A 26796-nucleotide genomic window follows, 5' to 3' on the forward strand; every position below is an offset into this window, starting at 1 on the left:
GACCCCACGCCCCGGCCCAAACCGCAAGATCGCGGGCGGGGTGGGGGTGTGACGGGGGTGGGGGGGGGGTTAGGGGGTGCCGTCTAGTTCGGCGTAGCCGCGGCGGGCGGCGATCAGGCCGGGGCGGGCGCCGAACGGGGACTCCGCGGCCACCCGCTCGGGCGGGGCGCTGCCGGTGTTTCCGGCGCGGATCATCCAGGCCTGCTCGACGAGCTGGGCGTGCTGGGCGCGGACGAACTCGACGTCGACCAGGTCGCCGTGCCCGGGCACCACCACCGTCGCGGGGGTGGCGAGCCGGAGCAGGTCGGCGACCGCGTCCGGCCACTGCAGCGGGTACGACTCCTCGAAGGCCGGCGGCCCGCTCTGCTCCACCAGGTCACCGGCGACCAGCACGTCCGCGTCGGGTACGTGCACCACCAGGTCGGCGTCGGTGTGCCCGTGCCCCGGGTGGCGCAGCACCACCCGCCGGCCGCCGACGTCCAGCACCGTCTCGGTGTGCACCGTGTGCGTCGGGGCGAGCAGCACCGTGTCGGCCAGCTCGGCGGCGAGCGCCGGCCGCTCCTCGCGCATCTCCTCGTACGCGGCCCGGCGCAGCTCGTCGGGGCGTTCGCGCAGCGCCGCGGCGGCCAGCTCGTGCGCGTACACCGGGCGGGACGGGTCGGCGGCCAGGGTGGCGTTGCCGAAGCAGTGGTCGAAGTGGTGGTGGGTGTTGACCACGATCCACGGGTGCGGGGTGACCGCCCGGGCCGCGACGGCCAGGTCGCGGGCCTGACCCGCGGTGGAGAGGGTGTCGACCAGCAGTGCCGCGTCGTCACCGACCACCAGCGTCACGTTCACCCGGAGCAGCGGCTCCCGCAGCACGTGGACGCCGTCGGCGACCTCGACGAAGCGGCCGGTCATGACGCCCGCGAGGCGCGCTCGACGAAGCGCTGCCGGTCGACCAGCACCCGCTCGATCCGCCCCTCGGCCACGGTCTCCCCGTCGTCGGCGACGGTCACCTCGAACACCACTCGTCGACCGTCGACCTTGGCGAGGCGGGCCTGCGCGACCACCGTCCGGCCGACCGGCGTGGGGGCCCGGTGATCCAGCTCGACCCGCAGCCCGACGGTGGTCTGCCCGGCCGGCATCCGGGTGGCGGTCGCGGCCACGGTCGCCGCCTCGGCCAGGGCCAGCACCCGGGGGGTGCCGAGCACCGGCACGTCCCCGGAGCCCACCGCCTGCGCGGTGTCGGCGTCGGTGACGGTCAGCTCGACCCGGGCGGTCAGGCCCGGCGCGAAGGAGGGCTCCGGCGGCTCGTGCATGGCTTCAGCGGAGGGGCTCGCCCGCCGTCCGGGCGACGCCGGGCGACAACCGGTGGCTGCCCCGGCGCGGCCATCGGCGAGATCGACCGCCGGGTTGCCGGCGGGACCGCCGCCGGGTCGGCCGTACCGGTCCCGGGGGCCGGCCGTCGACCCGGGCGTCCGGAACCACGGCGCCGCGGGCGGGCCCGACCGACGCGGGTGAACGCGCCGGTCGCCGCCCGGGCCGGGCGCCGGCAGGTGGTCGGCGTCGGCGCATCCGTCGGCCGCCGTTAACCTTGACCGCGATGGCAGTCGTGACAGATCCCCAGCCCCCCGCCCGGACCGGCCCGGCCGCGTCGCCCGACGGCGGGCGTCGCCGTGTCGTCGCCATGGCGATCTGGGCGGTGGCGTTCGTGGCCGGCTGGTTCGCCATCGGCCTGCCCACCGACCCGGCGTACGCCTTCCTCTGGATCTGGGCGGCCACCGTCGCCTGGAATTCCGCCCGGCCGTGGCGCAGCCACCTGCGGTTCGCCCGGGACTGGATCCCGGTGGTGCTGCTGCTCGCCGGGTACAACCTCACCCGGGGGTTCGCGGACAACGGGGAGACGCCGCACGCGATGGAGCTGATCGTCGCGGACCGCTTCCTGTTCGGCTGGGCCACCGGCGGCGAGGTGCCCACCGTCTGGCTGCAGCAGCACCTCTACCGGCCCGGGGTGCACTGGTGGGACGTGCTGGTCAGCTGGGTCTACTTCTCCCACTTCGTGGTGACCCTGGCCGCCGCCGCGGTGCTCTGGCTACGCGACCGGAAGCGCTGGGCCGCGTACATGCGGCGCTGGGGGTTCCTCTGCGCCGCCGGCCTGGTCACCTACTTCCTCTACCCGGCCGCGCCGCCCTGGTGGGCCGGGCAGAACGGCCTGCTCACCGAGGTCGCCCGGATCTCCACCCGGGGCTGGAAGGCGTTCGGCATGCACGGCGCCGGCAACGTGCTCAACGCCGGGCAGGTCGCCGCCAACCCGGTGGCCGCGATGCCCTCCCTGCACACCGCGTTCGCCCTCTTCGTGGTGCTGTTCTTCCTCGGTTCCACCCGGCGGCGCTGGTGGCCGCTGCTGCTGGCGTACCCGCTGGCGATGACCTTCACCCTGGTCTACAGCGGTGAGCACTACATGATCGATGTGTTGGTCGGCTGGGCGTACGTCGGGATGACCTTCCTCGTCGTCGGCCTGGCCGAACGCTGGTGGGCGGCCCGCCGGGCCCGGCGCGCGGAATGCCCGCCGTCGGCCGCGGAACCGGACCGGGTGGCGCTCACGAACGGCCCGGCGGCGGACCGGGCAACCCTCGGCGCCGGTTGGGGAGCGGAACGGACACCCGTTGCCGACCCCTCGGCGGTACCGGCCGACCGCTGACCGGTCGCCGTCGGCCGGGCCGCCCCGCGCCTCGGCCGGGCCGCGCCGGGCAGTCGGCCGCTGGCGGCACCGGTCGCGCCGGGTGCCGCCACGGCCCGGCTAGTGCTCTGACCACAAGCGTTGGCCGGGTTGGTTGGGGTTGGGGACAGTGTCGTAGGGGTGGTGTTGGCTTCGGTTCGTGCCTCGTCGTCGGGATCCGGCCGCCCCGCGGGTCGTGCATCGCACCGCGCGTGTGGCGTTGCCTGCTCGAAGTGGGCGGCCGAGATGCCGGCCGAGAGGGAAGCAAACGGCCGCGCGACGACCTGCCTCAACAGCTGGCCGCTGAAGGGGCCAGCCGGACGGCACGCATGCCTGAGCGGTGGGCTGAGGCGTGCGGCTGGGACTTGCTCAGGAAGCTGCGGCAGGCCCCATCCCCGAAACGCCCTGAGTCACGCCCCAAGGCGGGCAGTGGGTCAGGAGGCTGAGGCGGGCTTTTTGGTGGGATCGGCCGAGGTGGCGCCGTGAGTGGGGAGGCGGGTCAGGACCTGGGGGCCGGAAGCCGTGATGGCGACTGTGTGTTCGGAGTGGGCGGTGCGGGAGCCGTCGGCGGAGCGGATCGTCCACCCGTCGTTGTCGAACTTGATTTTGTCGGTGGAGCGGCAGAACCAGGGCTCGATGGCGATGGTGAGGCCGGGGTCGAGTTTCATGCCGCGGCGGGCGCGGCCGTTGTTGGAGACGTGCGGGGCCTCGTGCATGGTGCGGCCGATGCCGTGGCCGCCGAACTCGGCGTTGACGCCGTAGCCGTAGGAGTGGGCGACCTCGCCGATCGCGGCGGAGATGTCGCCGAGGCGGCCGCCGGGCTGGGCGGCGGTGATGCCGGCCTCCAGTGCGACCTCGGTGGCCTCGATCAGCTTCAGGTCGGCCGGGTCGGGGGTGCCGACGATGACGGAGAGCGCGGAGTCGGCGACCCAGCCGTCGATGCTGGCCGCCGTGTCGATGCTGAGCAGGTCACCGTCCCGCAAAACATAGTCGTGCGGCAGGCCGTGCAGCACCGCGTCGTTGACCGACAGGCACAGCACGTTGCGGAACGGGCCGCGGCCGAACGAAGGGGCGTAGTCCCAGTAGCAGGATTCGGCGCCGCGTTCCTTGAGCCGGCGGCGGGCGTGGTGTTCGAGGTCTATCAGGTTGACGCCGACTGCGGCGACACCGCTCAGCTCGGCGAGCAGCTCGCCGACGAACTGGCCGGTCACCGCCATCCGGCCGATCTCCTCGGCGGACTTGAGCTCGATCACGACAGCCTCCCTCTCCGTATGCGGTATTTTTATACCACGCCAGGTCGGGGATGCTCCGGAGGGATATCCTGCTGGCATGGTTCGCCAACCACTCACCGCCGAACAGATCGCAGCGGGCCAGCGCCTCGGAGCCGCCCTCCGGGCCGCGCGGGCCGGCCGCAGCCTCGTCGAGGTGGCCCTGGCAGCCGGCATCTCCCCCGAGACGCTGCGCAAGATCGAGGCGGGTCGCCTTCCCGCACCGGCGTTCGGCTCTGTGGTCTGCCTCAGCCAGGCCCTCGACGTCCCCCTCAGCGACCTGGCCGACGTCTGGCTGGCCGACATGCCCATCCGCCAGGCGTCCTGGAGACCAGCCGCCCAAGTACTTCAGTAGGAGATCCGTTTTAGGGTTCCGGGAGGGCTTGCCGGGTGTAATGGCTGGTCTTGGCGGCGGCTTGATGCCTGCGTCGGAAGAGGGACCAGGCGATGACGTCGGCGGCCCGCCGTGCCGGTCGATGATCAGGGCGTGGAAGAGCCGGCGTAGTTCGTTGACAGTGATCGCGATCAGGCCGTCCGGGCTGCTGGTGGTGACGGTTGTTGCGGCGGCGAGGAACGCGTGGGCGGCGATGACCAGGGTGGGTCCAGCGGTGCCAGGCTTTCCAGCGGCGGTGCTGGTGCTGGTCGAGACCGCGGCCGGTCTTCGTGGCTTGGAACGACTCTTCGATGCTCCAACGACGCCCGGCGACGGCGACCAGGTGGTGCAACGGGACGGGTTCGGGTGACCAGCAGAGGTAGAACGCCAGCTCACCGGTGGTGCGGTTGCGGCGGATCAGCAGCCAGTGATGACCTGCGTGCTCGTCGGTGGCCTGCAGCAGGGTGATGAACGCCCAGTCGTAGTAGCGGTAGCCTTTCGCCCCGTTGCCGGCAGAGACTCGCTGCCATGCCTGTTTCGGCAGGCCGGCGGCGATCTGGTCGGTCCGCTGGATGCCGAGACCGGTCGGCACGCGGTGCGAGCAGGCGACCGCGAGGACGTAGCCGAGCCGGTTCCCGCGCAACGCGGCGGCCAGGTGTGGGTCACCGCCGTAGGCTTCGTCGCCGGCGACCCACCTGCAGGGCAAGCCGTCGGCGAGGGCGGTTTCGACCAGCCGTCGCGCCAGCTGCGGTTTCGTGGCGAACCCGACGGTGTCGGGCACCCCGGCCTCAGCGCGGCGTGCGGGATCCTCGGTCCAGGATTTCGGCAGATAGAGGGCGACGTCGACCAGCGTGTGCCCGAGTGGTGAGGCAGGCCTGAAGGCCCAGCGGCCCGCCGCCGTCGGCCGCACCGGCCACGGACAGCGCCCACGGACAGACCGGGGAAGACCTTGCCGTACTCCTTGCCGTGCTGGCTGCCGCGTTCGGGCAACCGCTCAGCCTGCGCGAGACCGCACTAGTGCCGCGCGCCTCCGTCGGCGTGGCGGGCGGCGTGCGCCCGCGCGGTCAGCTCCGCGGCCAGCTCCCACGCCTCGGCCACGTCCCGGTCGTGCGCGGCCGCGCCGGCCCCGCCGGCCGTGTCCGCGTGCACGGTGGCCAACCGCAGCCGCCGCTGCGCCGGCCCCTGCGTCACCCGCACGCTCTGAATCCGGGCGTACGGGACGAGTGCCAGCTGCCGGGTGAGCAGGCCGGAGCGGGCGGCGAAGACGCGGTCGTCGAGGCCGGCGCCGATCGCCGACCGGCTCAGCGGGCGCAGCCAGCGGGCCCGCCGTGGCGGCCGGGTCAGCGGCAGAGCGGTGACGCGTACGCCGGGCAGGACCTCCGCGACCACCAGCTCGCCGGTGCGCAGGTCGCCGACGGGCAGCAGCCGGTCCGGGCGGTTCCGGTCGTCCGGCTCGGCGGCCGAGTAGCCGGCCACCTCCAGCCGCAGCCGCAGCCAGCCCTTCATCCGCCACAGCAGCGGCCAGGTCACCCCGACGGTCTGCACCCGGTGCAGCGGCACCGTCTGCGCCCGGGTCTCCAGCAGCCCGTTGCGGATCCGCAGCGTGTCGCCGTCCCGGTCCAGCCGGAAGCCCCAGTCGTCGAGGACCCGGCGGACGGGTTGCAGCAGGACGCCCGCCATCGCGGTCAGCGTGCTGGCGACCGCGATGAAGGACCAGGAACCCTCGGAGAGGAACTGCGCCACCACGAAGGCCACGCCGACCGGCAGCAGGAACGCCTGCGGGGTGAGCAGCTGGCTGACCAGCAGGTCCCTGTTGCGTACCGCGTGCAGCCTGCGCCCGGCCGGCGCCGCGGCCTCCCCGGCGGCGGGTGGCGCGACGCCCTCCGGCGCGCGGCCGGCGACGGCGAGCAGGCGCTGGCGCAGCGCGGCCGCCTCGGCCACTCCCAGGTACGCCAGCGGCGCCTCGGTCTTGCCCCCGCCCACCACCTCCAGGCGCAGCTCCGCCAGCCCGGTGAGCTGGGCCAGCAGCGGCCGGACCACCTCGACGGCCTGCAGCCGTTCCAGCGGGATGGCCCGGGTACGCCGCCAGATCAGCCCCTCGTGCACCCGCAGCTCCCGGCCCACGATGTGGTACCCGGTGTTGTACCAGCTGATCACGGCCAGCACGGTGGCGCCGAGGGCGAGCACCGCGGCCATCGCGGCGAACCAGCCGAAGCCCACCCGGGAGAGCGTGGACCAGGACAGGCCGGCGATCACCACCACCAGCGACTTGGCGCCGTGCAGCGCGGGACTCAGCGGATGCAGCCGCTGCCGGGGCTCCTCGCCGGGCGGGGGAGCGATGCCGGGCGCCCCCGACCAGCCGTACCCCCCGGGCCAGCTCTGCCCGGCCGTCCCCGGCGCTGCCGCCCCGAGCTGCGGCGCGGCCGGCCAGTGGGCCGGGCCGGGGGCGCCGGGTGGTCCGGTCGGCCAGGGCGGCTGGGCGGGTTCGTGGGCGGGTCGCGGCGCGTGCGGCGAGGGTGGCCAGGTGGGGCCGGCGGGCGGCGGGGTCTGCTCGGGGCCCGGGGGTCGCGGCGCGTCGGGCCGCGGGTCGGCCGGACCGTCGCTCACAGGCCCTCCGCCCGGTCCTCGCCGAGCGCCGTCAGCCGGTCGCGCAGCCGGGAGGCTTCCGCCGGCCGCAGCCCGGGCACCCGGGCGTCGCTCGCCGCCGCGGCCGTGTGCAGCTGCACGGTGGCCAGGTCGAACGCCCGCTCCAGCGGCCCGGCGGTGACGTCGACGAACTGCATCCGCGAGTACGGGACGATGGAGAGCCGCCGGACCAGCAGCCCGTGCCGGACCAGCAGGTCGTTCTCCCGCTCGGCGTACCCCCAGGCGTGCACCGCCCGGACGATGGTGACCGCCCGCCAGCCGGTCAGCAGGACGACCACGCCGAGGGCGGCGCCGAGGAGCCAGTGCCCGCTGAACGCCCAGCCGAGGCCGAGCCCGATCAGCAGGACGGCCACCAGCACGCCGAGCCGGATCAGCTCCACCCAGATCAGGTCGCGGGAGATCGGCTGCCAGCGGACGGTGTCCGGCCACGGCTCCAGCGGGCCGGCCGGGGCCGATGGCGCCCCGGCGAGGTCGTCACCGTTCACCGGGATGATCCGCTGCGCTCGCTCACCCTTCGAGCGTAGGCGATTCGGCCACGGCCGCCACCTCGCGCAGGAAGCCACGCGCGTCGAGAAACGCGCCGAGTGATTCGCGGTGCTCGGGACAGGCCAGCCAGGTCTTGCGCCGGTCGGGGTCGTGCAGGCGGGGATTGTTCCAGCGCAGTGCCCAGACGGCGGGAGCGCGACAACCGCGTGCCGAGCAGATCGGCGTCTCGTCGGCAGGGCGGGGAGTGGTCATCCGGGCGAGTCTAGGCTGCGCACCGGGAAGTTTTAGCGCCGGGCGGCCACGGGGGGAGCCGCCCGGCGACGGGGTGAATCGTACACACGCCGTACCCCTCTCTGTCCACCCGTGTTCAGGGTTTTCCGGGCCACGGGACGGCGTGGCGAAAATCGTCCTCTCCCACCCTCGGCTCTCAGCCGGGCATGACAGTCTTGATGCGCACCATGCCGCGAGGACCGATCATGCTGTGGAGGACCGGTGGCCCAGCCGACCACGCCCGACGCCCCGACCCCGACCGAGGCCCTGCCGGACGCGCCGCCGCCGGTCATCACGACCCCGGCCGAGGACGCCACCCTGCTGGAACGCGCCCTGTTCGAGATCAAGCGGGTGATCGTCGGTCAGGACCGGATGGTCGAGCGGATGTTCGTCGCCCTGCTCTCCCGGGGGCACTGCCTGCTCGAGGGGGTGCCCGGGGTGGCGAAGACCCTCGCCGTGGAGACCCTCGCCAAGGTGGTGGGCGGTTCCTTCGCCCGGATCCAGTTCACCCCCGACCTGGTGCCGGCCGACATCATGGGCACCCGGATCTACCGCCAGTCCAGCGAGAAGTTCGACGTCGAGCTGGGTCCGGTCTTCGTGAACTTCCTGCTGGCCGACGAGATCAACCGGTCGCCGGCCAAGGTGCAGTCGGCGTTGCTGGAGGTGATGAGCGAGCGGCAGGTCTCGATCGGCGGCGAGACCCACCGGGTGCCCGACCCGTTCGTGGTGATGGCGACGCAGAACCCGATCGAGCAGGAAGGCGTCTATCCCCTGCCGGAGGCACAGCGCGACCGCTTCCTGATGAAGATCGTGGTGGGCTACCCGACCGACGCCGAGGAGCGGGAGATCGTCTACCGGATGGGCGTCGCCCCGCCCGAGCCGACGCCGGTGTTCAGCACCCCCGACCTGATCGCCCTTCAGCGCAAGGCCGACCAGGTCTTCGTCCACAACGCGCTGGTGGACTACGCGGTCCGGCTGGTGCTGGCCACCCGCGCCCCGGCCGAGCACGGCATGCCGGACGTCGCGCAGCTCATCCAGTACGGCGCCAGTCCGCGCGCCTCGCTCGGGCTGGTTCGGGCGACCCGGGCGCTGGCGCTGCTGCGCGGCCGGGACTACGCCCTGCCCCAGGACGTGCAGGACATCGCCCCGGACATCCTGCGCCACCGGCTGGTGCTCAGCTACGACGCGCTCGCCGACGAGGTCTCCGCCGACCACGTCGTACACCGGGTGATGTCCACCATCCCGCTACCCGCCGTCGCGCCCCGGCAGCAGGCCACTCCGCCGCCACCGGGCGCCCCGGCCGGCGCGGGCTGGCCCGGGCAGCGGCCGTGACCCCACCCACCCACCTGCCGGCCGGGGCCGGCGCGGAGCGCAGCGGCGCGGTGCTGTCCCGGTTGCAACTGCTGGTCACCCGCAAGCTCGACGGCCTGCTCCAGGGCGACTACGCCGGACTGCTGCCCGGACCGGGCAGCGAGGCGGGGGAGTCCCGCGAGTACCGCCCCGGCGACGACGTACGCCGGATGGACTGGCCGGTCACCGCGCGGACCACGATGCCGCACGTTCGGCGTACGGTGGCCGACCGGGAGCTGGAGACGTGGCTGGCGGTGGACCTCTCGGCGAGCCTGGACTTCGGCACCGGCCGGTGGCTCAAGCGCGACGTGGTGGTCGCCGCGGCGGCCGCCCTGGCCCACCTGACGGTCCGCGGGGGCAACCGGATCGGGGCCGTGGTCGGCACCGGCGCCCCGGCGCCCGCGCGGGCCGGCCGGTGGCGGGACGCGCCCCCGGCGACCGGGCCGGGGACCCTGCTCCGACTGCCCGCCCGGGCCGGCCGCAAGGAGGCGCAGGGTCTGCTCCGGGCGATCGCCGGGGCCGAGATCCGGCCCGGGCGCAGCGATCTCGGCGCGCTGGTCGACATGCTCAACCGGCCGCCGCGCCGGCGCGGGGTGGCGGTGGTCATCTCGGACTTCCTGGCGCCCCCGCAGCAGTGGGGCCGGCCGATCCGTAAGCTGCGGGTCCGGCACGACGTGCTGGCGATCGAGGTGGTGGACCCGCGCGAGCTGGAGCTGCCCGACGTGGGGGTGCTGCCCGTCGTCGACCCCGAGACGGGGGAGCTGCACGAGGTGCAGACCGCCGACCCGCGGCTGCGCCGCCGGTACGCCGACGCGGCCGCCGCCCAGCGGGCGGCGATCGCCACGGAGCTGCGCGCCGCGGGCGCGGCCCACCTGCGGTTGCGTACGGACCGAGACTGGCTGCTGGACATGGTGCGTTTCGTGGCCGCGCAGCGGCACGCCCGCACCCGAGGGACGACACGATGATCCGTTTTCTGCAACCATGGTGGCTGCTGGCCGTGCTGCCGGTGCTCGCCCTGGCCGCCGCGTACGTCTGGCGGCAGCTGCACCGTCGGGCGTACGCGATGCGGTTCACCAATGTGGACCTGCTGCGGACCCTCGCGCCGAAGGGGCTGGGCTGGCGGCGGCACGCGGCGGCCACCGCGTTCCTGCTCTGCCTGCTCGTGCTGGCCACCGCGCTGGCCCGGCCGGCGATGGACACCAAGGAGCCGCTGGAGCGGGCCACCGTCATGCTCGCCATCGACGTGTCGCTCTCCATGCAGGCCGACGACGTGGCGCCGAACCGGCTGGAGGCCGCTCAGGAGGCGGCCAAGCAGTTCGTCGGCGAGCTGCCGGAGAACTACAACCTCGGGTTGGTCTCCTTCGCCAAGTCGGCGAACGTGCTGGTCTCGCCGACCAAGGACCGGGAGGCGGTGACCACCGCCATCGACGGGCTGGTGCTGGCCGAGTCGACCGCCACCGGGGAGGCGGTCTTCACCTGCCTGGAGGCCATCCGTTCGGTGCCGGCCGACGGCGCGGCGGGCATCCCGCCGGCCCGGATCGTGCTGCTCTCCGACGGGTACCGCACGTCGGGGCGGTCGGTGGAGGAGGCCGCCGCGGCGGCCCAGGCCGCGAACGTCCCGGTCTCCACGATCGCGTTCGGCACCGACTCGGGGCAGGTGGACATCGGTGGCCAGCCCCAGCGGGTGCCGGTGGACCGGATGGCCCTCGCGCAGCTCGCGGAGACCACCGAGGGGTACTTCTACGAGGCCGCCTCGGTGAGCGAGCTGAAGCAGGTCTACCAGGACATGGGCAGCTCGATCGGCTTCCGGACCGAGCCGCGGGAGATCACCCAGTGGTACGCGGGGATCGCGCTGCTGCTTGCTCTCTGCGCGGGTGCGCTGAGCCTGCTCTGGTCCTCCCGGCTGCTCTGACCGGGCGCGGCGACCAGCGGTCCGCGGCGGTGGGCGACCGCCGCCGACGGCCGGCGGTGGTCAGTGACCGCCGCCGGCCAGGACGAAGAGGACGGCCACCCAGACGGCGGCGAGGGTGAAGCCCAGCGGGGCGACGTAACGGCTCATGGACAGGCTCCGGTGGCGACTGGACGGTCCGCGACGGGACCGCAGGAGTAGGCAGGACGCACACACGAAGTCGCGACCGGGGGGCTCACCCACGGCCGGCCCGGGTCGGGGCGGCGCAGCACGGTCACCCCGGCCCGGGGCCGAGGGTCACGCGGGGGGAGCGGGAGCTGGGTCAGCTCACCTGACTGAGTCGTGGCTCAGCGGGGCTGACGTTCGGCCCGGCCACGACTGGGAGGATCGCTATCTCGCACAGCGATCACCTCCTGCGGTCGGCGGAGCCCGGAGCGCGGGCGATTCACCGCCCGCAAACGCCGATCATGTTACACCGCCGCACCGCGGCGCCGCACTCGGCCGACCGGCCCCCACCGGCCCCACCGGTAGGGTCAGCCGGCTCCGGCCCGGTCCGTCGGGACGACCGCCGGGGCAACCGCGTACCCAGGGGAGACGTGCCGGCCGTTAGCGCTTACCTACCGGTAACCCCTAGGCTCCGACCGACGCAGAGATCAGCTGAGCAGAGGGGGACCCGTGGCCCGTACCGTGCTGGTGACCGGCGGCAACCGGGGTATCGGCCTGGCCATCGCGCAGGCCTTCGCCAAGCAGGGCGACCGGGTGGCGGTCACCCACCGCAGCGGCGATGCGCCCGCGGGCCTGTTCGGCGTGCGGTGCGACGTCACCGACTCCGCCTCCGTCGACGCGGGCTTCGCCGCCGTCGAGGCCGAGCTGGGCCCGGTCGAGGTGCTGGTCGCCAACGCCGGCATCACCGACGACACCCTGCTGCTGCGGATGTCCGAGGAGCAGTTCACCGGGGTGTTGGACACCAACCTGACCGGCGCGTTCCGCTGCGCCAAGCGGGCCTCGGCCAAGATGCTCCGGGCGAAGTGGGGCCGGATGATCTTCATCTCCTCGGTGGTCGGCCTCTACGGCGGCGCCGGCCAGGTCAACTACGCGGCCAGCAAGGCCGGCCTGGTGGGCATGGCCCGCTCGATCACCCGGGAGCTGGGCAGCCGCAACATCACCGCGAACGTGGTCGCGCCCGGCTTCATCGCCACCGACATGACCGCCGCCCTGCCCGAGGAGCGCCGCGCCGAGTACCGCAAGGCCATCCCGGCCGGCCGGTTCGCCGAGCCGGACGAGGTCGCGGGCGTGGTCGCCTGGCTGGCCTCGGACGCGGCCGGCTACATCTCCGGCGCCGTCATCCCGGTCGATGGCGGCCTGGGCATGGGCCACTGAGAACGTACGGAGGAAGGTCTTCACATGTCTGGACTGCTCGCCGGTAAGCGGCTGCTGGTCACCGGCGTCATCACCGACGCCTCGATCGCCTTCTCGGTGGCGAAGCTCGCCCAGGAGAACGGCGCCCAGGTCGTGCTCACCGGCTTCGGCCGGCTCTCCCTGGTCGAGCGGATCGCCAAGCGGCTGCCCGAGCCGGCCCCGGTGATCGAGCTCGACGTGACCAACCCGGAGCAGCTCGCGGGCCTCGCCGACAAGGTGCGCGAGCACGTCGACGGCCTGGACGGGGTGGTGCACTCGATCGGCTTCGCCCCGCAGAGCTGCCTCGGCGGCGGCTTCCTCGACGCCCCCTGGGAGGACGTGGCGACCGCGCTGCAGGTCTCCACGTACTCCTACAAGTCCCTGGCCATGGCGGCGCTGCCGCTGATGTCCGCGGGCGGCGCGGTGGTCGGCCTCACCTTCGACGCCACCAAGGCCTGGCCGGTCTACGACTGGATGGGCGTGGCCAAGGCCGGGCTGGAGTCCGCCTCCCGCTACCTGGCGCTGCACCTGGGCAAGCAGGGCATCCGCAGCAACCTGGTGGCGGCCGGGCCGCTGCGCACCATCGCGGCGAAGTCCATCCCCGGCTTCGACCAGTTCGAGGACGCCTGGACCGAGCGCGCCCCGCTGGGCTGGAGCCTCACCGACCAGGAGCCGGCCGCCCGCGCCTGCCTGGCGCTGCTCTCCGACTGGTTCCCGGCCACCACCGGTGAGATCGTCCACGTCGATGGCGGCTACCACGCGATCGGCGCCTGAGACAGGGTCGAAACCCGACCGTCCCGGGGCGGTCGTCGGGCCGTCACGGCCGTCGGGGGAGAATGGCGCCATGGCGTACGACGCGTTGGTGCTGGTCTCCTTCGGCGGCCCGGAGCGGCCCGATGACGTGCTGCCCTTCCTGCAGAACGTGACCCGGGGGCGGGGCGTGCCGCCGGAGCGGCTGGCGGAGGTCGCCGAGCACTACCTGCACTTCGGCGGGGTCTCCCCGATCAACCAGCAATGCCGGGAGCTGGTCGTCGCGATCCGGGAGGACTTCGCCGCCAACGGCGTCGACCTGCCGGTCTACTGGGGCAACCGGAACTGGGACCCGATGCTCGCCGACACCGTGGCGCAGATGCGCGACGACGGCGTCCAGCGGGCGCTCGCCTTCGTCACCAGCGCGTACGGCGGCTACTCGTCCTGCCGGCAGTACCAGGAGGACATCGCCGCCGCGCGGGCGGCGGTCGGCACGGACGCCCCGGTGATCGAGAAGCTGCGCCAGTTCTGGGACCACCCCGGCTTCGTCGAGCCGCACGCCGACGCGGTGCGCTCCGCGCTGGCCCAGCTCGACCCCGCGACCCGGGACACCACCCGGCTGGTCTTCACCGCGCACTCGATCCCGTCGTCGATGGCCGCCACCGCCGGCCCGAACGGCGGCCGGTACACCGCGCAGCTCGAGGAGACCGCCCGGCTGGTGCACGCGGCCGCCGCCCCGGACCTGCCGTACGACCTGGTGTGGCAGAGCCGGTCCGGCCCGCCGCAGGTGCCGTGGCTGGAGCCGGACATCAACGACCACCTGGCCGGCCTCGCCGAGTCCGGCGTCACCGGCGTGGTGGTCAGTCCGATCGGTTTCGTCTCCGACCATCTCGAGGTGGTCTGGGACCTCGACACCGAGGCGCTGGACACGGCCAAGCAACTCGGCCTGGACTTCGTGCGGGCCGGCACCCCGGGCACCGACCCGCGCTTCGTGGCGATGGTCCGCGAGCTGGTCACCGAGCGCACCGCGCCGGACGGGGAGCGGCTGCGCCGCCGCCTCGGCGAGCTGCCGATGTGGGACACCTGCCCGACGCCGTGCTGCGTGCCCGCCACCCGCCGTCCCTGAGCCCGACCGACCCCCGACAACCCCTTGGGACGACACATGCATGACCGCAAGCCGGTGCAGAGCTGGCTCACCGACATGGACGGCGTGCTGGTGCACGAGGGCCAGCCGGTGCCCGGAGCGCCCGAGTTCATCAAACGGCTCCGCGCCTCCGGCAAGCCGTTCCTGGTCCTCACCAACAACTCGATCTACACCCCGCGGGACCTCCAGGCCCGGCTGGTCCGGATGGGGCTGGACGTGCCGGAGGAGGCGATCTGGTCGTCGGCGCTGGCCACCGCCCAGTTCCTGGCCGACCAGCGGCCGGGTGGCACCGCGTACGTGATCGGGGAGGCCGGGCTGACCACCGCGCTGCACGCGGTGGGGTACGTGCTCAGCGACTTCGCGCCCGATTACGTGGTGCTGGGCGAGACCCGTACCTACAGCTTCGAGGCGATCACCAAGGCGGTCCGCCTGATCAACGACGGGGCCCGGTTCATCTGCACCAACCCGGACGCGACCGGTCCCTCGGTGGAGGGTGCGATGCCGGCGGCCGGCTCGGTGGCGGCGATGATCTCCAAGGCGACCGGGGTGGACCCGTACTTCGTCGGCAAGCCCAACCCGATGATGATGCGGTCGGCGCTGAACACCATCGAGGCGCACTCGGAGTCGACCGCGATGATCGGCGACCGGATGGACACCGACATCCTCTGCGGGCTGGAGGCGGGGCTGGAGACCATCCTGGTGCTGACCGGGATCAGCAGCCGCGCCGAGGCGGAGCGGTACCCTTACCGGCCGTCCCGGATCGTCGACTCCGTGGCCGACCTGATCGACGAGATCTGAGCCCGCGGGCTCAGGGGCGCAGCGGGGCGTTGCAGGCGGCGACCAGCGCCTGCCGGCAGGCGGTGGTCAGCGGGCGCAGCGCGGCGTCACGCTGCTGCGCCTCGTAGTTGTTGATCGCCCCGCCGGGCGCGCTGTGACCGGCGAGGGCGAGCACCCGGTCCAGCACGGCGGCCCGGGCGAAGAGTCGCCGGGCCCGCGGGTCGAAGCCCGGCGGCAGGTCGGTGGCGCCGTCCGGGCGGCGCAGCGCGGCGAGCGCACCGGCCAGCTCGGGCCGCCACTGGGCGACGTCGAGGCGGGTCAGCGCGGCGGTGGTCTCGGCGAGGGCGACGGCCAGTTCGGCCTCCGCCTCGGCCGCGCCGGGCGTGGCGAGCGACGCGGCCGGCGCGTCGGGGGGCAGCGGGTACACCCGCCAGAGCACCGTCTCCCAGGTCATCCCGGAGCCGGAGGTATGGCTGCGCACCTCCGGGATCAAGCCGAGCCCGCTGGCGATGACCGCCTCCCCGGCGAGCAGCGCCGCGCCGGCGAAGTCGCCGGGGCCGGGCAGCCCGCGCGGGTCGCCCGGCGCGGGCAGCACCAGACGGATCTCGTCGGGGGAGAGCTTGGCCAGGGTGGGCAGCGCGTCCCGCAGCGGGACATCGGTCCAGGTGCCGGGGGCGTCCGCGACCAGGTGCTCCTCGTCGCCGGCGATGGAGTCGGCGACCTCGTCGAAGGGCACCAGGCCGGCGCGCCAGGCGCGCACCCAGGCAACGAAACGGCTGGACCGGCGCGGAGCCAGCGTGGCCGCGCCCGTTGCGGGGAGGGACATGCCGAAAGGGTACGTGCTCGCCGCCGCCCCTGTCTCGACTGCCGCTCCGGCCGCGTAGCCTGCCCCGAACTGCCTTCTTCGCCCCCTTTTGTGGGCCTGCGGCGTCCGTCTCCGGGGCGGCCGGCGTACCGGCGGCGCGTCGGCGGGCGGCGCGCCGGACCGCCGGTTAGCGTGATCCACATGGCGGGGCGATACGGCGAGGACGTGCTGGCGGGGGACTGGCGACGGCGGAAGGTCACCCCCGACGTGGAAGCCGAGCCGGACCTGGTGGTCGAGGACGCCGACTCCGGGTTCTGCGGCGCGGTGGTCGGCTTCGAGGCCGGTGCGGTGGTGCTGGAGGACCGGCACGGCCGGCGACGCAACTTCCCGCTGCTGCCGGCGGCCTTCCTGCTCGATGGCCAGCCGGTCACGCTGCGCCGGCCGACCCGCGCCCCGGTGCCGGCGACCCGACGGCGTACCGCCTCCGGTTCGATCGCGGTCGACAACGTGCGCGCGCAGGTCGCCAAGGCCAGCCGGATCTGGGTCGAGGGCGTGCACGACGCCGCGCTGGTGGAACGGATCTGGGGCGACGACCTGCGGATCGAGGGCGTGGTGGTGGAGCCGCTCGACGGCATCGACGCCCTCGACGCCGAGGTCCGGGACTTCGGCCCCGGCCCGGGCCGCCGGCTCGGCGTGCTCGTCGACCACCTGGTGCCCGGCTCAAAGGAGAGCCGGATCGTGGCCCGGGTCTCCCAACCGCACGTGCTGGTCACCGGGCACCCGTACGTCGACGTGTGGCAGGCGGTCAAGCCGGCGGCGCTCGGCATCGCGGCCTGGCCGGTGGTGCCGCCCGGACGGCCCTGGAAGGAGGGCGTCTGCGCGGCCCTCGGGGTGTCCGAGCCGGCGGCGATGTGGCGGCGCATCCTGTCCCGCGTCGACAGCTTCGCCGACGTGGAGACGCCATTGATCAACGCGATGGAACGGTTGATCGACTTCGTTACGTCGCCCGAGTGATCTCTTGGTCGCATGTCGGTCGCGGTCTCTCAGTGGTTTCGGTTGAGGGCCGGGGCCGCCGTGCCCGGCTCAGGGCGTGCAGGCTTGATCCCTCGGCCGGTCACGGCGGCCGTCGGCCCCTGGTCGGGGGTGTGCGGGTCGGGCCCCTTGGCCCTCCCCAAGATCGTGTTTCGGTTGGCCATGTTCGTTGACACGGCAGCTGCCGGAAGCTGTGGCCTCGCCAGTTGTGGGCTCCCGGGGTGGGCGGGTGCCGCCAGCAATGGTCAATCGGTGATGATCTATGATGCATGACGATGACCCGCTGCCCGACGTCACCGAGATGCTGACCTCATTGTGTGCCCGTCCGTACGGGCGGCGCGCGAAGACCGACCGCGCCCGTCGAGCTCTCAAGCTCGTCAGGGGCGAGAGCAACTCGGCGTGAAGACGATGCAGGCCTACCGCTTCGCCCTGGACGTCACTCCCGGGCAGGAGCGGGCGCTGCTGGCGCACGCCGGCGCGGCGCGGCTGGCGTACAACTGGTCCCTGGCGCGGGTGAAAGCCGTCCTTGACCAGCGGGCGGCCGAACGTAGCTACGGCCTCGCCGAGGCTGACCTCACACCTGCGGCGGGCTGGACGCTGCCAGCACTTCGTCGAGCGTGGAACGCCGCGAAGAACGACGTGGCGCCCTGGTGGAGCGAGTGCTCGAAGGAGGCGTACAACACCGGCCTGGACGCCCTCGCCCGGGCGTTGAAAAACTGGGCCGACTCCCGGTCGGGTAGGCGCGCCGGGCGGCCGGTCGGGTTTCCCCGGTTCAAGTCCCGCCGTCGCTCGGCGCCGACAATACGGTTCACCACGGGCTCGATCCGTATCGAGTCCGACCGTAAACATGTGGTGCTGCCCCGGCTGGGCCGGCTCAAGACCCATGAGTCGACCCGCAAGCTCGCCCGCCGCCTCGAAGCCGGCACCGCCCGGATCCTGTCCGCGACGGTCCGCCGCGACGGTGGCCGATGGCACGTCTCGTTCTGCGTTGCGCTCGACCGCGCCGAGCGCGAGCCGGCCCGGCCGCACACTACGATCGGCGTGGACGTCGGCGTTAAGCACCTCGCGGTGCTCTCCAGCGGCGAGGTGGTGCCCAACCCACGTCACCTCGACACCGCCGGGCGGCGGATGCGGCGCCGGGCTCGACGGATGTCCCGGCGGGTCGGCCCTGATCGGCGTACCGGTCGCTACCCGTCGAAACGGTGGGAGGCGGCGCGCCGCCAGGTGGCCCGCGCGCACAACCGGGTGGCGAACCTGCGCCGCGACGGGCTGCACAAGCTCACCACCCGGCTGGCCCGCGAGTACGGCACCATCGTGGTGGAGGACCTGAACGTGGCGGGGATGCTGCGCAACCGGCGGCTGGCCCGGCACATCGCCGACGCCGGATTCGCCGAACTACGCCGGCAACTGGCCTACAAGGCCGGATGGAATGGAGGCCGACTGGTCGTAGTCGACCGCTGGTATCCGTCCTCGAAAACCTGCTCTGGCTGCGGCGCGGTGAAAACCAAGCTGACCCTGTCCGAGCGCACCTACACCTGCACCACCTGCGGCCTGACCCTCGACCGGGATCTCAACGCCGCACGCAACCTCGCCGCGCTCGCGCATGAGGCCACCGACGCCCGGAGTGGCCGGGAGTCGCAAAACGGACGTGGAGCCGACCGTAAGACCCGCCCCCGCGGGCCGGTGGCCGCGAAACGTCAACCCGGCACCGCCACAGCGGGTCAGACCGGGACCGTCCCACCGCAAGACGGGACGGCCGACCATGTGCCGTTTAGGCATCATGAGAGGTTACGATGCGGGTGAAGACGAAGGTGGCGATGTCGAGGGCGACCGGACGGCCCTCCTCGTCCCGGACAACCGTGAGGATCTCCCCGTCCTGGCCGCCGGAGCGTCCCCGCCAGCGGTCCGGGCCCTCCGGGGTGAACCGGAGCACCGGCTGACCGACCGGGCCGGCCAGCAGGTCGCCGGAGCCGTCGGAACGCACCTCGTACTCGGCGCCCATCCACCACCAGCGGCCGGTGAGTTCGGCGAGGTCCGCCGGGGGCGGCGCGGCGGCCGGGCGCCACGGCGGCACCCCGACCGGTTCGGCGTCCAGCACGAGGGTGAGGATCTGCCGGGCCAGCCCGACGATGTGGTGCCCGCCGCGCAGGCCGTACGAGTTGGCGAAGTCCACCACGGCGGTGCGGCCGGGCCGGTGGACCGCCAGCCCGGCGACGTATCCGGGCATCGAGCCGCCGTGGCCCAGGTACACCCGGTCGCCGACCCGGTAGAGCTCCACCCCGAGGCCGTGCCCGCCGGTCCACGAGTCCAGGTCGCTGATCACCACCGGCGCGCACATCTCGGCCAGCGTCTCCGGCACGAGCACCTCGGGCGCCGGGTCGGCCAGGAACGCCGCCCAGCGGGCCAGGTCCTCGACGGTGGACCAGAGCTGGCCGGCGGGCGCCATCGCCCCGGTGTCGGTACGCGGCTCCTCGCGCAGGGTGTCGTGCCACGGGTGCACGACGTAGCCCCGGGCGTACGGCTCGGTGGCGTGGTAGGTGGTCCGGTGCATGCCGAGCGGGGCGAGGATCCGCTCGCGGAGCAGGTCGTACCAGGGCGTGCCGGTGACCCGCTCCAGCACCCCGCCGAGCAGTCCGTACGCCAGGTTGGAGTAGTGGTAGACGTGGTGCGGCGGATAGGCGATCTTGTCCGGGGTCAGCCCGGCGATCAGGGTGGCCAGGTCGACGCCCTCGGTCCGCTCCCACCAGGACCCCTCCGGCTCCCGCTGCAGGCCGCTGGCGTGACCGAGCAGCTGGCGCAGGGTGAGCGCGCCGACCGGGGTGCCGGGCAGGTGCCGCTCCAGCGGGTCGTCCAGGGCGAGCCGGCCGGCGTCCCGCTGCTGCATGACCAGCACGGCGGTCATCGTCTTGCTGATCGAGCCGAGCCGGTACTGCCGGTCGGCGTCCGGCCGCGGGTGCTCGCCGGCGACCGCGAGGTGCGCGAGGGTCCCGTTCCGGACCACCCCGACGGCGAGCGAGGGCGTACGCCCCTCCGCCTGGGCCCGGTGGACGAGGGCGTCGACCTGTCGGGCGGTGTCGGGCAGCAGGGGCACGGCGTTCTCCTCCGGCGGGGCGGGATCGGGTGCCGCAGAGCTTACTGATGATCACGGGACGCCGGTGCGTGCTTCGACGTGTCACGATTGCCATGTGGACGCCGTGGTGTGGATCGTGTTGGGTGTGGTGCTGGCAGTCGCCGAGATCTTCACGACGACGCTCTTTCTGATCATGTTCGCGGCCGGGGCGTTCGCCGCCGCCGGCGCCGCCGCGCTCGGTGCCCCCGTGGCGCTCCAAGCGTTGATCTTCGCGGTGGTGTCCGCGCTCTCGGTGGCGCTGGCCCGGCCGGTCATTCGGCGGCACGCCCAGTCGGCGCTGGAGAGCGGCGACCAGCCGTTCGGCGTGGAGGCGATCGAGGGTTCCACCGCGCTGGTGTTGGAACGGGTGGACGCCGAGCACGGCATGGTCAAGATCGACGGCGAGCTGTGGAGCGCCCGCGCGTACGACGTGACGCAGACATTCTCCCCCGGTGAGCGGGTGCAGGTGATCAAGGTCCGGGGCGCCACCGCCCTGGTCTGGCAGGACGACATTTCCCACCCCGGTGACCTTCCCGAAGCGAAAAGGTGAACGGTATGGACTTTGCATTGGTGCTGTTGGCCGCCGTGGCGTTGATCGTCGTGGTGACGCTGGTCAAGGCGGTGCGAATCGTGCCGCAGCAGCGCCAGGACGTGGTCGAACGGCTCGGCAAGTACAAGCGCACCCTCAATCCCGGCCTCAATCTGCTGGTCCCCTTCGTCGACGCGGTCCGCACCAAGGTCGACATGCGGGAGCAGGTGGTCAGCTTCCCGCCGCAGCCGGTGATCACCTCGGACAACCTGGTCGTCTCGATCGACACGGTGCTCTACTTCAAGGTGGTCGACGCGGTCCGGGCGACCTACGAGATCTCGAGCTTCCTGCAGGCCATCGAGCAGCTGACCGTCACCACGCTGCGTAACGTGATCGGCTCGCTGGACCTGGAGCGCGCGCTGACCAGCCGGGACGAGATCAACCGGCACCTCTCCGGGGTGCTGGACGAGACCACCGGCCGGTGGGGCATCAAGGTGACCCGGGTGGAGATCAAGGCGATCGAGCCGCCGGCGAGCATTCGTGACTCGATGGAGAAGCAGATGCGCGCCGAGCGGGACCGCCGGGCGGCGATCCTCACCGCCGAGGGTCACAAGCAGTCGCAGATCCTCACCGCCGAGGGCGACAAGCAGTCCGCGGTGCTCCGCGCCGACGGTGACCGGCAGGCCCGGATCCTGCAGGCCGAGGGTCAGGCGAAGGCGATCCGGACGGTCTTCGACGCGATCCACCAGGCGAACCCGAGCCAGAAGGTGCTCGCCTACCAGTACCTCCAGGCGCTGCCGCAGATCGCCAACGGCACCGCCAACAAGGTCTGGATCATCCCGGCCGAGCTGACCAAGGCTCTCGAGGGGATGGGCGGCGCGCTGGGCGGTCTGAGCCAGATGGTGGGTGACCTTCCGGCGCCGGAGGCGGCCGACCACGCGATCCAGGTGGAGCGCGAGGCCGCCGAGGCGGCGCGGGCCGCCGCCGCCGCGGCCCAGCAGATCCACGACGAGGTACGCGTCGCCGAGGCGCAGGCCACCGGCGGCGCCAAGCCGCAGGGGCTGCCCGCGCCGGAGCCGGTTTCCCCGGACAGCCTGCTCAACGACCCGAGCGACCAGCGCGAGCGGGGCTGATCCGGTAGCCGTCCAAGCCGGGCGGCAAATGCGAGAAACACTCATGCGGCGCCCCGGTGCCTGCCACGATCGGTCTGAGGACGGGTGGTGAACAGGAGCCGGGGCGCCGTACGCGTCCCGGCGCCGCCCGCAGGCGGAGCGAGGTGACGCATGAAGGATCCGGCGAACAGCTTGTGGTCCAGGGAGCCGGTCCCCGGCGCGCACGATCCCGGCGGTCCGCTGGGCACCCGGCGTACCGGGGGCGGGTTCGGGGTGCTGCCGTTCCTCTCCGACCCCGGGCCGGCCGCCCCGGCCACCAACGCGAGCTGGGCCTGGTCCGTACGGCGGTTCGCCCGCGCGGCGGTCTGGCTGCTGCCCGCGTACGCGATCCTCTACGGCTCGTTGGCGATGGCCAGTGACGGCGGGGTGGGCAACGACCCCTACCCGGCCGACGGCCAGCAGCTCTACCTGGTGGGCTGGGTGGCCGCGGTCTGGCTCGGCCTGCTCGCCCTGCTGGCGCTGACCGGCCTGCTCGCCGCCACCCGCTGCCGCCGGGTCGCCGCGGCCGGGCTGCTGGTCAGCATCGCCGGCACCGTGCTGATGCTGCCGTTCGCCGGGTTGGCCGGGCAGACGCCGGTCTTCGGCACCACCGCGCGGAGCCTGGTCCTGGTCGGCGCCACCTGTTACAGCCTGGGGTGGTTCCTCACCGGGTGGTCGGTGGCCCGGTCCGGGATGTTCAGCTACGGCGACGGCGTCATGCTGATGATCGCCGCCCCGCTGCTCGGCCTCGGCGGCGCGCTGATCGGCTCGCTGCAGACCTTCGGGGCGCTCTTCGTGCTGGTCTCCGGCATCGGCATCGGCTACCGCTCGGGCCGGCTGGTGCCCGCCACCATCGCCCGGGACGCCGCCAGCGCCAGCGTCTCCACCCCCACCGTGCCCGGATCCTCCCCGAACGGCCCGCTCCCCACCTGATGACCAGACCGTAGCTGAGAAGTCACCGTGAGGTAACTGACAGTTGGCTGGCGGGGTGGCCGATTGGCGGCTTTCGCGGTCATCCTGGGGTTCATGCCGTCTCCCCGGTCGCCGCTGTCGCGGCTCTTCACCGTGCTCCTCGCCGGCCTCCTCGCCGGGCTCGTCCTCGCGGTCGCCGCGCTGCCCGGCAACCTGATCGGCGGGCAGGTCGCCAAGGCGGCCCTCGGGGCGTACGTGGAGCTGCCCGACGCGCTGCGCACCCCCGCGCAGCCCCAGCGTTCCTACCTCTACGCCAACGACGCCAAGACCCTGCTCACCACGTTCTACGACGTGAACCGCACGGACGTGCCCCTCGCGGAGATCGCCCCGGTGATGCGGCAGGCGATCGTCGCGGCCGAGGACCGGCGCTTCTACTCACACGGCGGGGCCGACCTCCGTGGCATCGTCCGGGCCCTGGTCGCCAACGTCCGGGGCGGCGGCACCGAGCAGGGCGGCTCCACGCTGACCATGCAGTACGTCCGCAACGTGCTCAAGAACGACCCCACCCGCACCGCCGAGGAGCGGCAGGCCGCCACCGAGCAGACCGTCGGGCGCAAGCTCCAGGAGATCCGGTACGCGGCCGCGCTGGAGAAGAGCCTCAGCAAGGACGAGATCCTCAACCGGTACCTGAACATCGCGTACTTCGGCTCCGGCGCGTACGGCGTCGCGGCGGCCAGCCAGCGCTACTTCGGCAAGGCTCCCGGCGACCTGACCCTGGGCGAGGCGGCCCTGCTCGCCGGTCTGGTGCAGTCGCCGGACGAGTACAGCCCGATCGGCGGGGACCAGGCCAGGGCGCTGGAGCGCCGGGCGTACGTGCTCGACGCCATGGCCGGGACCGGTGCGATCACCGCCGCGCAGGCGACCGCGGCCAGGGCGGAGAAGCTCACGCTGCACCCGACCGCCCAGCCGAACGGCTGCACCGCCGTCGCGCAGGGGCACGACGACTGGGGCTACTTCTGCGACTACCTGCGCCAGTGGTGGCTGACCCAGCCCGCCTTCGGCAACACGGTCAAGGAGCGCGAGCAGGCGCTGCGCCGCGGCGGCTACACCGTGGTCACCTCGCTGGACCCGAAGGTCCAGCAGACCGCGCAGCAGCAGGCCACCGCCGTCTACGGGTACGACAACAAGCGCGCGCTGCCGATCGCGGCGGTCGAGCCGGGCACCGGCCGGGTGCTCGCCATGGCGGTCAACCGGCACTACAGCCTGGACCAGAACCCGGCCGGGCAGGCCAATCGCCCGAACACCGTCAACCCGCTGATCTCGGGCGGTGACAGCGTCGACGGCTACCAGGCCGGCTCGACCTTCAAGCTCTTCACCATGCTCGCCGCGCTGGAGGCCGGCAAGCCCCTCGCGACCGGCTTCGACGCCCCGGCCAAGCTGCCCACCCGGTACGCCGCCGAGGGCGAGGGCGCCTGCGACGGCAAGTGGTGCCCGGCCAACGCCAACCCGCAGTGGATGGACGGGTACCGGATGATGTGGGACGGCTTCGGCCGTTCCGTGAACACCTACTTCGTCTGGCTGGCCGAGCAGGTCGGGCCGGCGAAGGCGGTCGAGATGGCGCAGCGGCTCGGCATCAAGTTCCGGGCCGACTCCGACGCCGCCTTCGCCAAGGACAACGCGGAGAACTGGGGCGCGTTCACCCTCGGGGTGGCCGCCACCACCCCGCTCGACCTGGCCAACGCGTACGCCACGGTGGCCGCCGAGGGGACGTACTGCACGCCGGTGCCGGTGGTCTCGGTGACCGCCGCGAACGGCGAGAAGGTGGCCGTCGGCCAGCCGTCGTGCAAGAAGGTGCTGGACACCGACGTGGCCCGGGCGGCCACCGACGCGGCCCGCTGCCCGGTCGGCCAGCAGTCGGCGTACGGGCAGTGCAACGGCGGCACCGCGACCTCGGTCGACCGGATCGTGGGCCGGCCGGTCGCCGGCAAGACCGGCAGCTCCGAGCAGAACGCCACCGAGACCTTCGTCGGCTTCACCCCGCAGGTCGCGGTGGCCGGCATCGCGGCGAACCCGGACGACTCGACCGACCTGGTCGGCTCGCCGGTGCAGGCCAAGGTGATCGACGCGGTGGCCCGGGTGATCAGGACCGCGGTGGCCGGCCAGGCGGTCAAGGACTTCACCGCTCCGAGCCGGGAGTTGGCCGGCGACCCGCAGCGGCCCACGCCGCAGCCCACGCCGCGACCCGACCAGCCGCGACAGCAGCAGGACCGGGGCCTCCCCTCGGACCTCCTGCGGTGGCTGCAGAACCGCCGCGGCTGAGCCGACCGGACGGGCCGGGTCCTAGCGACTCGGCCCGTTGCTCGACGGCCGGTGCGGGCCGACGCGGAACATGCCGGTCATGTCCTCGTGCACGGCGTACCCGAAGCGGCGGTAGAGGCTGACCGACTCCCCGGCGGCGAAGAGCCCGACGAACGTCCGGGACGAGGCCCGGGTGGCGATCCACTCCTCCAGCCGGCCCAGGATGGCCGCGCCGACGCCGCGCCGCTGCCGTTCCGGCAGCACGGCCACGTCCTGCAGGTAGTGGTAGATCGCCCCGTCGCCGATCAGCCGCCCGATCCCGATCACCCGGTCACCCTCCACCGCGACCACCCCGTGCAGCGAGGCGGCCAGCGAGGCGGGGATCGCCGCCGGGTCGTACGCGTCGGCCCAGCCGACGGCGGACGTGACGGCGACGAACTCCTCGACCGTGGGCAGCCGGTCGATCAGGCGGTACATGATCGAAAGTTAGCCGGTTTCCCGCGCGATCAGCGGCCGACCAGGGGTGACACCACCCGGTCCAGCGCGGTCGCCACCCTGTCCGGCCCGTCGTCGCCGTCGACCACCACGAACGTCTCGAACTCGGGCAGGGCCCGGTACGCGGCGTCCAGCGCGCGCAGGTGCGCCAGCTCCTCGGTGTCGATGCCCCGGGCCAGCACCCGGCGTTGCGCCACCGCCGGCGACGTGGCCAGGAAGCAGACCATGGTCGGTCGGGGGAAGAGCGCGTACGCGGCCCAGACGAGCCGATGCCCCCGGTCGCCGCGGGCCGTCATGATCACGTACTGGCAGTACGTCCACCGGTCCAGCACCGCCGTCCGCCCCGTCAGCCGGGACCAGAGCACCGTCCGGCCCATCGCCAGGGCGCGGACCGTCGCCTCGACGGCCGGATAGCCGGTACGACCGAACAGCGCCGCCCCGTCCCGCCGGCCGATGGCGCGGGCGAGCCGGTTCCACAGTGGCCGCCCGCCGGCATTCTCGAAGTACCGGGCCGGAGTGCCTCGCGCGGTCAGCCGGCGCGCCAGCGCCCGGGCCTGGGTGCTCTTGCCGGAGCCGTCGACGCCGACCAGCGCGATCATCACCGGGCGGGGCACGGTTCCGGACGGTACCGGGACCGCGCAACCCGGGTGCGGCGACCCGTCGGCGGCGGCCGGAGCGGCGCACGCCGGGCGGGCCGAGGATGCGCCGAAAAAGGCGGGCCACGGGTGTCGGATCCCGGGCGGCGGCGCCGACCCACCGCTGAGAGCGCCCCCCGGGGCGACCCGATCCAGGAGGAGCACCGCCATGGGCAAGGTCATTTACTGGGTGCACCAGTCCGTCGACGGCTTCATCGAGGGACCGAACGGCGAATTCGACTGGCCCGCGATGGGGGAGGAGTTGTCCGCGTACTCGCTGGGGCTGACCGAGCGGGCCGGCGCGTTCCTCTACGGCCGGAAGGTCTGGGAGATGATGTCGTACTACTGGCCGCGGGCCGAGTCGATGTCCGACCACCCGCACGACCTGGCGTTCGCGCCGATCTGGCGCCGTACCCCGAAGGTCGTCGTCTCCCGCACCCTGACCGAGGCCGACCACGACGCCCGGGTGGTCGGCGGCGGCGACCTGGCCAAGGAGATCACCGAGGTCAGCGAGGCGACCGCCGGCGACCTGCTGCTCACCGGCGGTGCCGGCGCCGCCGCGGCGCTGACCGACCTCGGCCTGATCGACGAGTACCAGGTCATCGTGCACCCCGTGGTGCTCGGCGGCGGGAAGCCGGTCTTCCCCGGCAACCGCCACATCGACCTGCGGCTGGTCGACAGCCGCGGCTTCGACGGCCGGTCCGTGCTGCTGCGGTACCACCGGGCGGGCTGACCGACGCGGCGGGCCGGGAACGGCG

Annotated in this window: 26 protein-coding genes and 1 pseudogene; 16 read left to right on the plus strand and 11 right to left on the minus strand. The window is 73.4% G+C overall.

What is annotated here, in order from left to right; genetic code table 11:
* Window positions 1–69: 69 nt before the first annotated feature.
* Together SLP03_RS24120 and SLP03_RS24125 are read right to left on the minus strand one after the other, a co-directional pair.
* A complete protein-coding gene (locus SLP03_RS24120) occupies window positions 70–900 on the minus strand; it encodes an MBL fold metallo-hydrolase (RefSeq protein WP_319462906.1) in 831 nt (276 codons plus the stop codon).
* A complete protein-coding gene (locus tag SLP03_RS24125) occupies window positions 897–1301 on the minus strand; it encodes a thioesterase family protein (protein WP_319462907.1) in 405 nt (134 codons plus the stop codon). The genes SLP03_RS24120 and SLP03_RS24125 overlap by 4 nt, the downstream gene beginning before the upstream one ends.
* Before the next feature lie 284 nt (window positions 1302–1585).
* Here SLP03_RS24125 and SLP03_RS24130 point away from each other — a divergent pair, with 284 nt between their 5' ends.
* Window positions 1586–2683: a phosphatase PAP2 family protein gene (locus SLP03_RS24130; RefSeq protein ID WP_319462908.1), complete on the plus strand. Its 1098-nt coding sequence runs from the start codon at window positions 1586–1588 to the stop codon at window positions 2681–2683.
* Between the two features lie 452 nt (window positions 2684–3135).
* Here the strand turns inward: SLP03_RS24130 and map are convergent, their stop codons facing one another.
* A complete protein-coding gene (gene map, locus SLP03_RS24135; protein ID WP_319462909.1) occupies window positions 3136–3954 on the minus strand; it encodes a type I methionyl aminopeptidase in 819 nt (272 codons plus the stop codon).
* 76 nt (window positions 3955–4030) lie between these two features.
* Here map and SLP03_RS24140 point away from each other — a divergent pair, with 76 nt between their 5' ends.
* Window positions 4031–4324: a helix-turn-helix transcriptional regulator gene (locus SLP03_RS24140; RefSeq protein WP_319462910.1), complete on the plus strand. Its 294-nt coding sequence runs from the start codon at window positions 4031–4033 to the stop codon at window positions 4322–4324.
* A gap of 10 nt (window positions 4325–4334) precedes the next feature.
* Here SLP03_RS24140 and SLP03_RS24145 read toward each other — a convergent pair.
* The 4 genes and pseudogenes from SLP03_RS24145 to SLP03_RS24160 form a co-directional block, all read right to left on the minus strand.
* Window positions 4335–5213, minus strand: a pseudogene (locus SLP03_RS24145) (IS701 family transposase); the annotation flags it as partial.
* A 143-nt stretch (window positions 5214–5356) separates the two neighbouring features.
* The gene (locus tag SLP03_RS24150) at window positions 5357–6682 is read right to left on the minus strand and encodes a PH domain-containing protein (RefSeq protein ID WP_319462943.1); all 1326 of its coding nucleotides are present in this window, start codon (window positions 6680–6682) and stop codon (window positions 5357–5359) included.
* 263 nt (window positions 6683–6945) lie between these two features.
* Window positions 6946–7473 carry a PH domain-containing protein gene (locus SLP03_RS24155; RefSeq protein WP_319462911.1) on the minus strand — a complete coding sequence of 176 codons (528 nt, stop codon included), beginning with the start codon at window positions 7471–7473 and terminating at the stop codon, window positions 6946–6948.
* A 22-nt stretch (window positions 7474–7495) separates the two neighbouring features.
* The gene (locus SLP03_RS24160; RefSeq protein ID WP_319462912.1) at window positions 7496–7726 is read right to left on the minus strand and encodes a hypothetical protein; all 231 of its coding nucleotides are present in this window, start codon (window positions 7724–7726) and stop codon (window positions 7496–7498) included.
* A 240-nt stretch (window positions 7727–7966) separates the two neighbouring features.
* Between SLP03_RS24160 and SLP03_RS24165 the strand changes: the two genes are divergently transcribed.
* From SLP03_RS24165 to SLP03_RS24195, 7 genes are all read left to right on the plus strand, one after another.
* Window positions 7967–9076 (plus strand): MoxR family ATPase, encoded by a 1110-nt coding sequence (locus SLP03_RS24165; RefSeq protein WP_319462913.1) that lies wholly within the window; start codon window positions 7967–7969, stop codon window positions 9074–9076.
* Window positions 9055–10059: a DUF58 domain-containing protein gene (locus tag SLP03_RS24170; protein ID WP_319462944.1), complete on the plus strand. Its 1005-nt coding sequence runs from the start codon at window positions 9055–9057 to the stop codon at window positions 10057–10059. The genes SLP03_RS24165 and SLP03_RS24170 overlap by 22 nt, the downstream gene beginning before the upstream one ends.
* The gene (locus SLP03_RS24175; RefSeq protein ID WP_319462914.1) at window positions 10056–11006 is read left to right on the plus strand and encodes a VWA domain-containing protein; all 951 of its coding nucleotides are present in this window, start codon (window positions 10056–10058) and stop codon (window positions 11004–11006) included. Before SLP03_RS24170 ends, SLP03_RS24175 begins: the two co-directional genes overlap by 4 nt.
* A 672-nt stretch (window positions 11007–11678) precedes the next feature.
* Window positions 11679–12383, plus strand: coding sequence for a beta-ketoacyl-ACP reductase (locus tag SLP03_RS24180; protein ID WP_319462915.1), 705 nt, complete (start codon window positions 11679–11681; stop codon window positions 12381–12383).
* A gap of 24 nt (window positions 12384–12407) precedes the next feature.
* Window positions 12408–13175 (plus strand): enoyl-ACP reductase FabI, encoded by a 768-nt coding sequence (fabI, locus tag SLP03_RS24185; RefSeq protein WP_319462916.1) that lies wholly within the window; start codon window positions 12408–12410, stop codon window positions 13173–13175.
* Between the two features lie 70 nt (window positions 13176–13245).
* On the plus strand, window positions 13246–14277 hold the full coding sequence (locus SLP03_RS24190; protein WP_319462917.1) for a ferrochelatase: 1032 nt from the start codon (window positions 13246–13248) through the stop codon (window positions 14275–14277).
* A gap of 36 nt (window positions 14278–14313) precedes the next feature.
* Window positions 14314–15093: an HAD-IIA family hydrolase gene (locus tag SLP03_RS24195; RefSeq protein ID WP_319462918.1), complete on the plus strand. Its 780-nt coding sequence runs from the start codon at window positions 14314–14316 to the stop codon at window positions 15091–15093.
* Between the two features lie 10 nt (window positions 15094–15103).
* Here SLP03_RS24195 and SLP03_RS24200 read toward each other — a convergent pair whose 3' ends face one another.
* Window positions 15104–15898 (minus strand): hypothetical protein, encoded by a 795-nt coding sequence (locus tag SLP03_RS24200; RefSeq protein WP_319462919.1) that lies wholly within the window; start codon window positions 15896–15898, stop codon window positions 15104–15106.
* Between the two features lie 180 nt (window positions 15899–16078).
* On the opposite strand from SLP03_RS24200, the gene SLP03_RS24205 reads away from it, so the two are divergent.
* Both SLP03_RS24205 and tnpB read left to right on the plus strand, forming a co-directional pair.
* A complete protein-coding gene (locus SLP03_RS24205) occupies window positions 16079–16891 on the plus strand; it encodes a DUF3097 domain-containing protein (RefSeq protein WP_319462920.1) in 813 nt (270 codons plus the stop codon).
* 426 nt (window positions 16892–17317) lie between these two features.
* On the plus strand, window positions 17318–18712 hold the full coding sequence (gene tnpB / locus SLP03_RS24215; RefSeq protein WP_319462945.1) for an IS607 family element RNA-guided endonuclease TnpB: 1395 nt from the start codon (window positions 17318–17320) through the stop codon (window positions 18710–18712).
* Here the strand turns inward: tnpB and SLP03_RS24220 are convergent.
* The gene (locus SLP03_RS24220; RefSeq protein ID WP_319462921.1) at window positions 18681–20000 is read right to left on the minus strand and encodes a serine hydrolase domain-containing protein; all 1320 of its coding nucleotides are present in this window, start codon (window positions 19998–20000) and stop codon (window positions 18681–18683) included. The two genes, tnpB and SLP03_RS24220, sit on opposite strands and share 32 nt — an antisense overlap.
* Window positions 20001–20094: 94 nt before the next feature.
* Here SLP03_RS24220 and SLP03_RS24225 point away from each other — a divergent pair, with 94 nt between their 5' ends.
* The 4 genes from SLP03_RS24225 (at window position 20095) to SLP03_RS24240 (ending at window position 24929) form a co-directional block, all read left to right on the plus strand.
* Window positions 20095–20568, plus strand: coding sequence for an NfeD family protein (locus SLP03_RS24225; RefSeq protein ID WP_319462922.1), 474 nt, complete (start codon window positions 20095–20097; stop codon window positions 20566–20568).
* A gap of 5 nt (window positions 20569–20573) precedes the next feature.
* The gene (locus SLP03_RS24230) at window positions 20574–21680 is read left to right on the plus strand and encodes an SPFH domain-containing protein (RefSeq protein ID WP_319462923.1); all 1107 of its coding nucleotides are present in this window, start codon (window positions 20574–20576) and stop codon (window positions 21678–21680) included.
* A gap of 150 nt (window positions 21681–21830) precedes the next feature.
* A complete protein-coding gene (locus SLP03_RS24235; protein WP_319462924.1) occupies window positions 21831–22631 on the plus strand; it encodes a hypothetical protein in 801 nt (266 codons plus the stop codon).
* A 93-nt stretch (window positions 22632–22724) separates the two neighbouring features.
* A complete protein-coding gene (locus tag SLP03_RS24240; protein WP_319462925.1) occupies window positions 22725–24929 on the plus strand; it encodes a transglycosylase domain-containing protein in 2205 nt (734 codons plus the stop codon).
* Between the two features lie 21 nt (window positions 24930–24950).
* On the opposite strand, the gene SLP03_RS24245 is transcribed toward SLP03_RS24240, so the two are convergent.
* Complete coding sequence (locus SLP03_RS24245) at window positions 24951–25385, minus strand: GNAT family N-acetyltransferase (RefSeq protein ID WP_319462926.1); 435 nt, start codon at window positions 25383–25385, stop codon at window positions 24951–24953.
* A 29-nt stretch (window positions 25386–25414) separates the two neighbouring features.
* Entirely contained in the window at window positions 25415–26017 is a 603-nt protein-coding gene (locus tag SLP03_RS24250) for a thymidylate kinase (RefSeq protein ID WP_319462927.1), read from the minus strand.
* 190 nt (window positions 26018–26207) lie between these two features.
* Between SLP03_RS24250 and SLP03_RS24255 the strand changes: the two genes are divergently transcribed.
* Window positions 26208–26771: a dihydrofolate reductase family protein gene (locus tag SLP03_RS24255; RefSeq protein WP_319462928.1), complete on the plus strand. Its 564-nt coding sequence runs from the start codon at window positions 26208–26210 to the stop codon at window positions 26769–26771.
* The last annotated feature ends 25 nt before the right edge of the window (window positions 26772–26796 follow it).

Origin of the sequence: Micromonospora sp. RTP1Z1 (assembly GCF_033804685.1) — a bacterium.
Classification (GTDB): domain Bacteria; phylum Actinomycetota; class Actinomycetes; order Mycobacteriales; family Micromonosporaceae; genus Micromonospora.

What these genes read in the sequence shown, in the direction of transcription:
- SLP03_RS24195 (WP_319462918.1), top strand. Translation starts at nt 14,314, where the DNA reads ATGCATGACCGCAAGCCGGTGCAGAGCTGGCTCACCGACATGGACGGC.
- SLP03_RS24175 (WP_319462914.1), top strand. Translation starts at nt 10,056, where the DNA reads ATGATCCGTTTTCTGCAACCATGGTGGCTGCTGGCCGTGCTGCCGGTG.
- SLP03_RS24190 (WP_319462917.1), top strand. Translation starts at nt 13,246, where the DNA reads ATGGCGTACGACGCGTTGGTGCTGGTCTCCTTCGGCGGCCCGGAGCGG.
- SLP03_RS24125 (WP_319462907.1), bottom strand. Translation starts at nt 1,301, where the DNA reads ATGCACGAGCCGCCGGAGCCCTCCTTCGCGCCGGGCCTGACCGCCCGG.
- SLP03_RS24240 (WP_319462925.1), top strand. Translation starts at nt 22,725, where the DNA reads ATGCCGTCTCCCCGGTCGCCGCTGTCGCGGCTCTTCACCGTGCTCCTC.
- SLP03_RS24120 (WP_319462906.1), bottom strand. Translation starts at nt 900, where the DNA reads ATGACCGGCCGCTTCGTCGAGGTCGCCGACGGCGTCCACGTGCTGCGG.
- SLP03_RS24235 (WP_319462924.1), top strand. Translation starts at nt 21,831, where the DNA reads ATGAAGGATCCGGCGAACAGCTTGTGGTCCAGGGAGCCGGTCCCCGGC.
- SLP03_RS24130 (WP_319462908.1), top strand. Translation starts at nt 1,586, where the DNA reads ATGGCAGTCGTGACAGATCCCCAGCCCCCCGCCCGGACCGGCCCGGCC.
- SLP03_RS24255 (WP_319462928.1), top strand. Translation starts at nt 26,208, where the DNA reads ATGGGCAAGGTCATTTACTGGGTGCACCAGTCCGTCGACGGCTTCATC.
- SLP03_RS24245 (WP_319462926.1), bottom strand. Translation starts at nt 25,385, where the DNA reads ATGTACCGCCTGATCGACCGGCTGCCCACGGTCGAGGAGTTCGTCGCC.
- SLP03_RS24200 (WP_319462919.1), bottom strand. Translation starts at nt 15,898, where the DNA reads ATGTCCCTCCCCGCAACGGGCGCGGCCACGCTGGCTCCGCGCCGGTCC.
- fabI (WP_319462916.1), top strand. Translation starts at nt 12,408, where the DNA reads ATGTCTGGACTGCTCGCCGGTAAGCGGCTGCTGGTCACCGGCGTCATC.
- SLP03_RS24230 (WP_319462923.1), top strand. Translation starts at nt 20,574, where the DNA reads ATGGACTTTGCATTGGTGCTGTTGGCCGCCGTGGCGTTGATCGTCGTG.
- tnpB (WP_319462945.1), top strand. Translation starts at nt 17,318, where the DNA reads ATGCAGGCCTACCGCTTCGCCCTGGACGTCACTCCCGGGCAGGAGCGG.
- SLP03_RS24205 (WP_319462920.1), top strand. Translation starts at nt 16,079, where the DNA reads ATGGCGGGGCGATACGGCGAGGACGTGCTGGCGGGGGACTGGCGACGG.
- SLP03_RS24160 (WP_319462912.1), bottom strand. Translation starts at nt 7,726, where the DNA reads ATGACCACTCCCCGCCCTGCCGACGAGACGCCGATCTGCTCGGCACGC.
- SLP03_RS24140 (WP_319462910.1), top strand. Translation starts at nt 4,031, where the DNA reads ATGGTTCGCCAACCACTCACCGCCGAACAGATCGCAGCGGGCCAGCGC.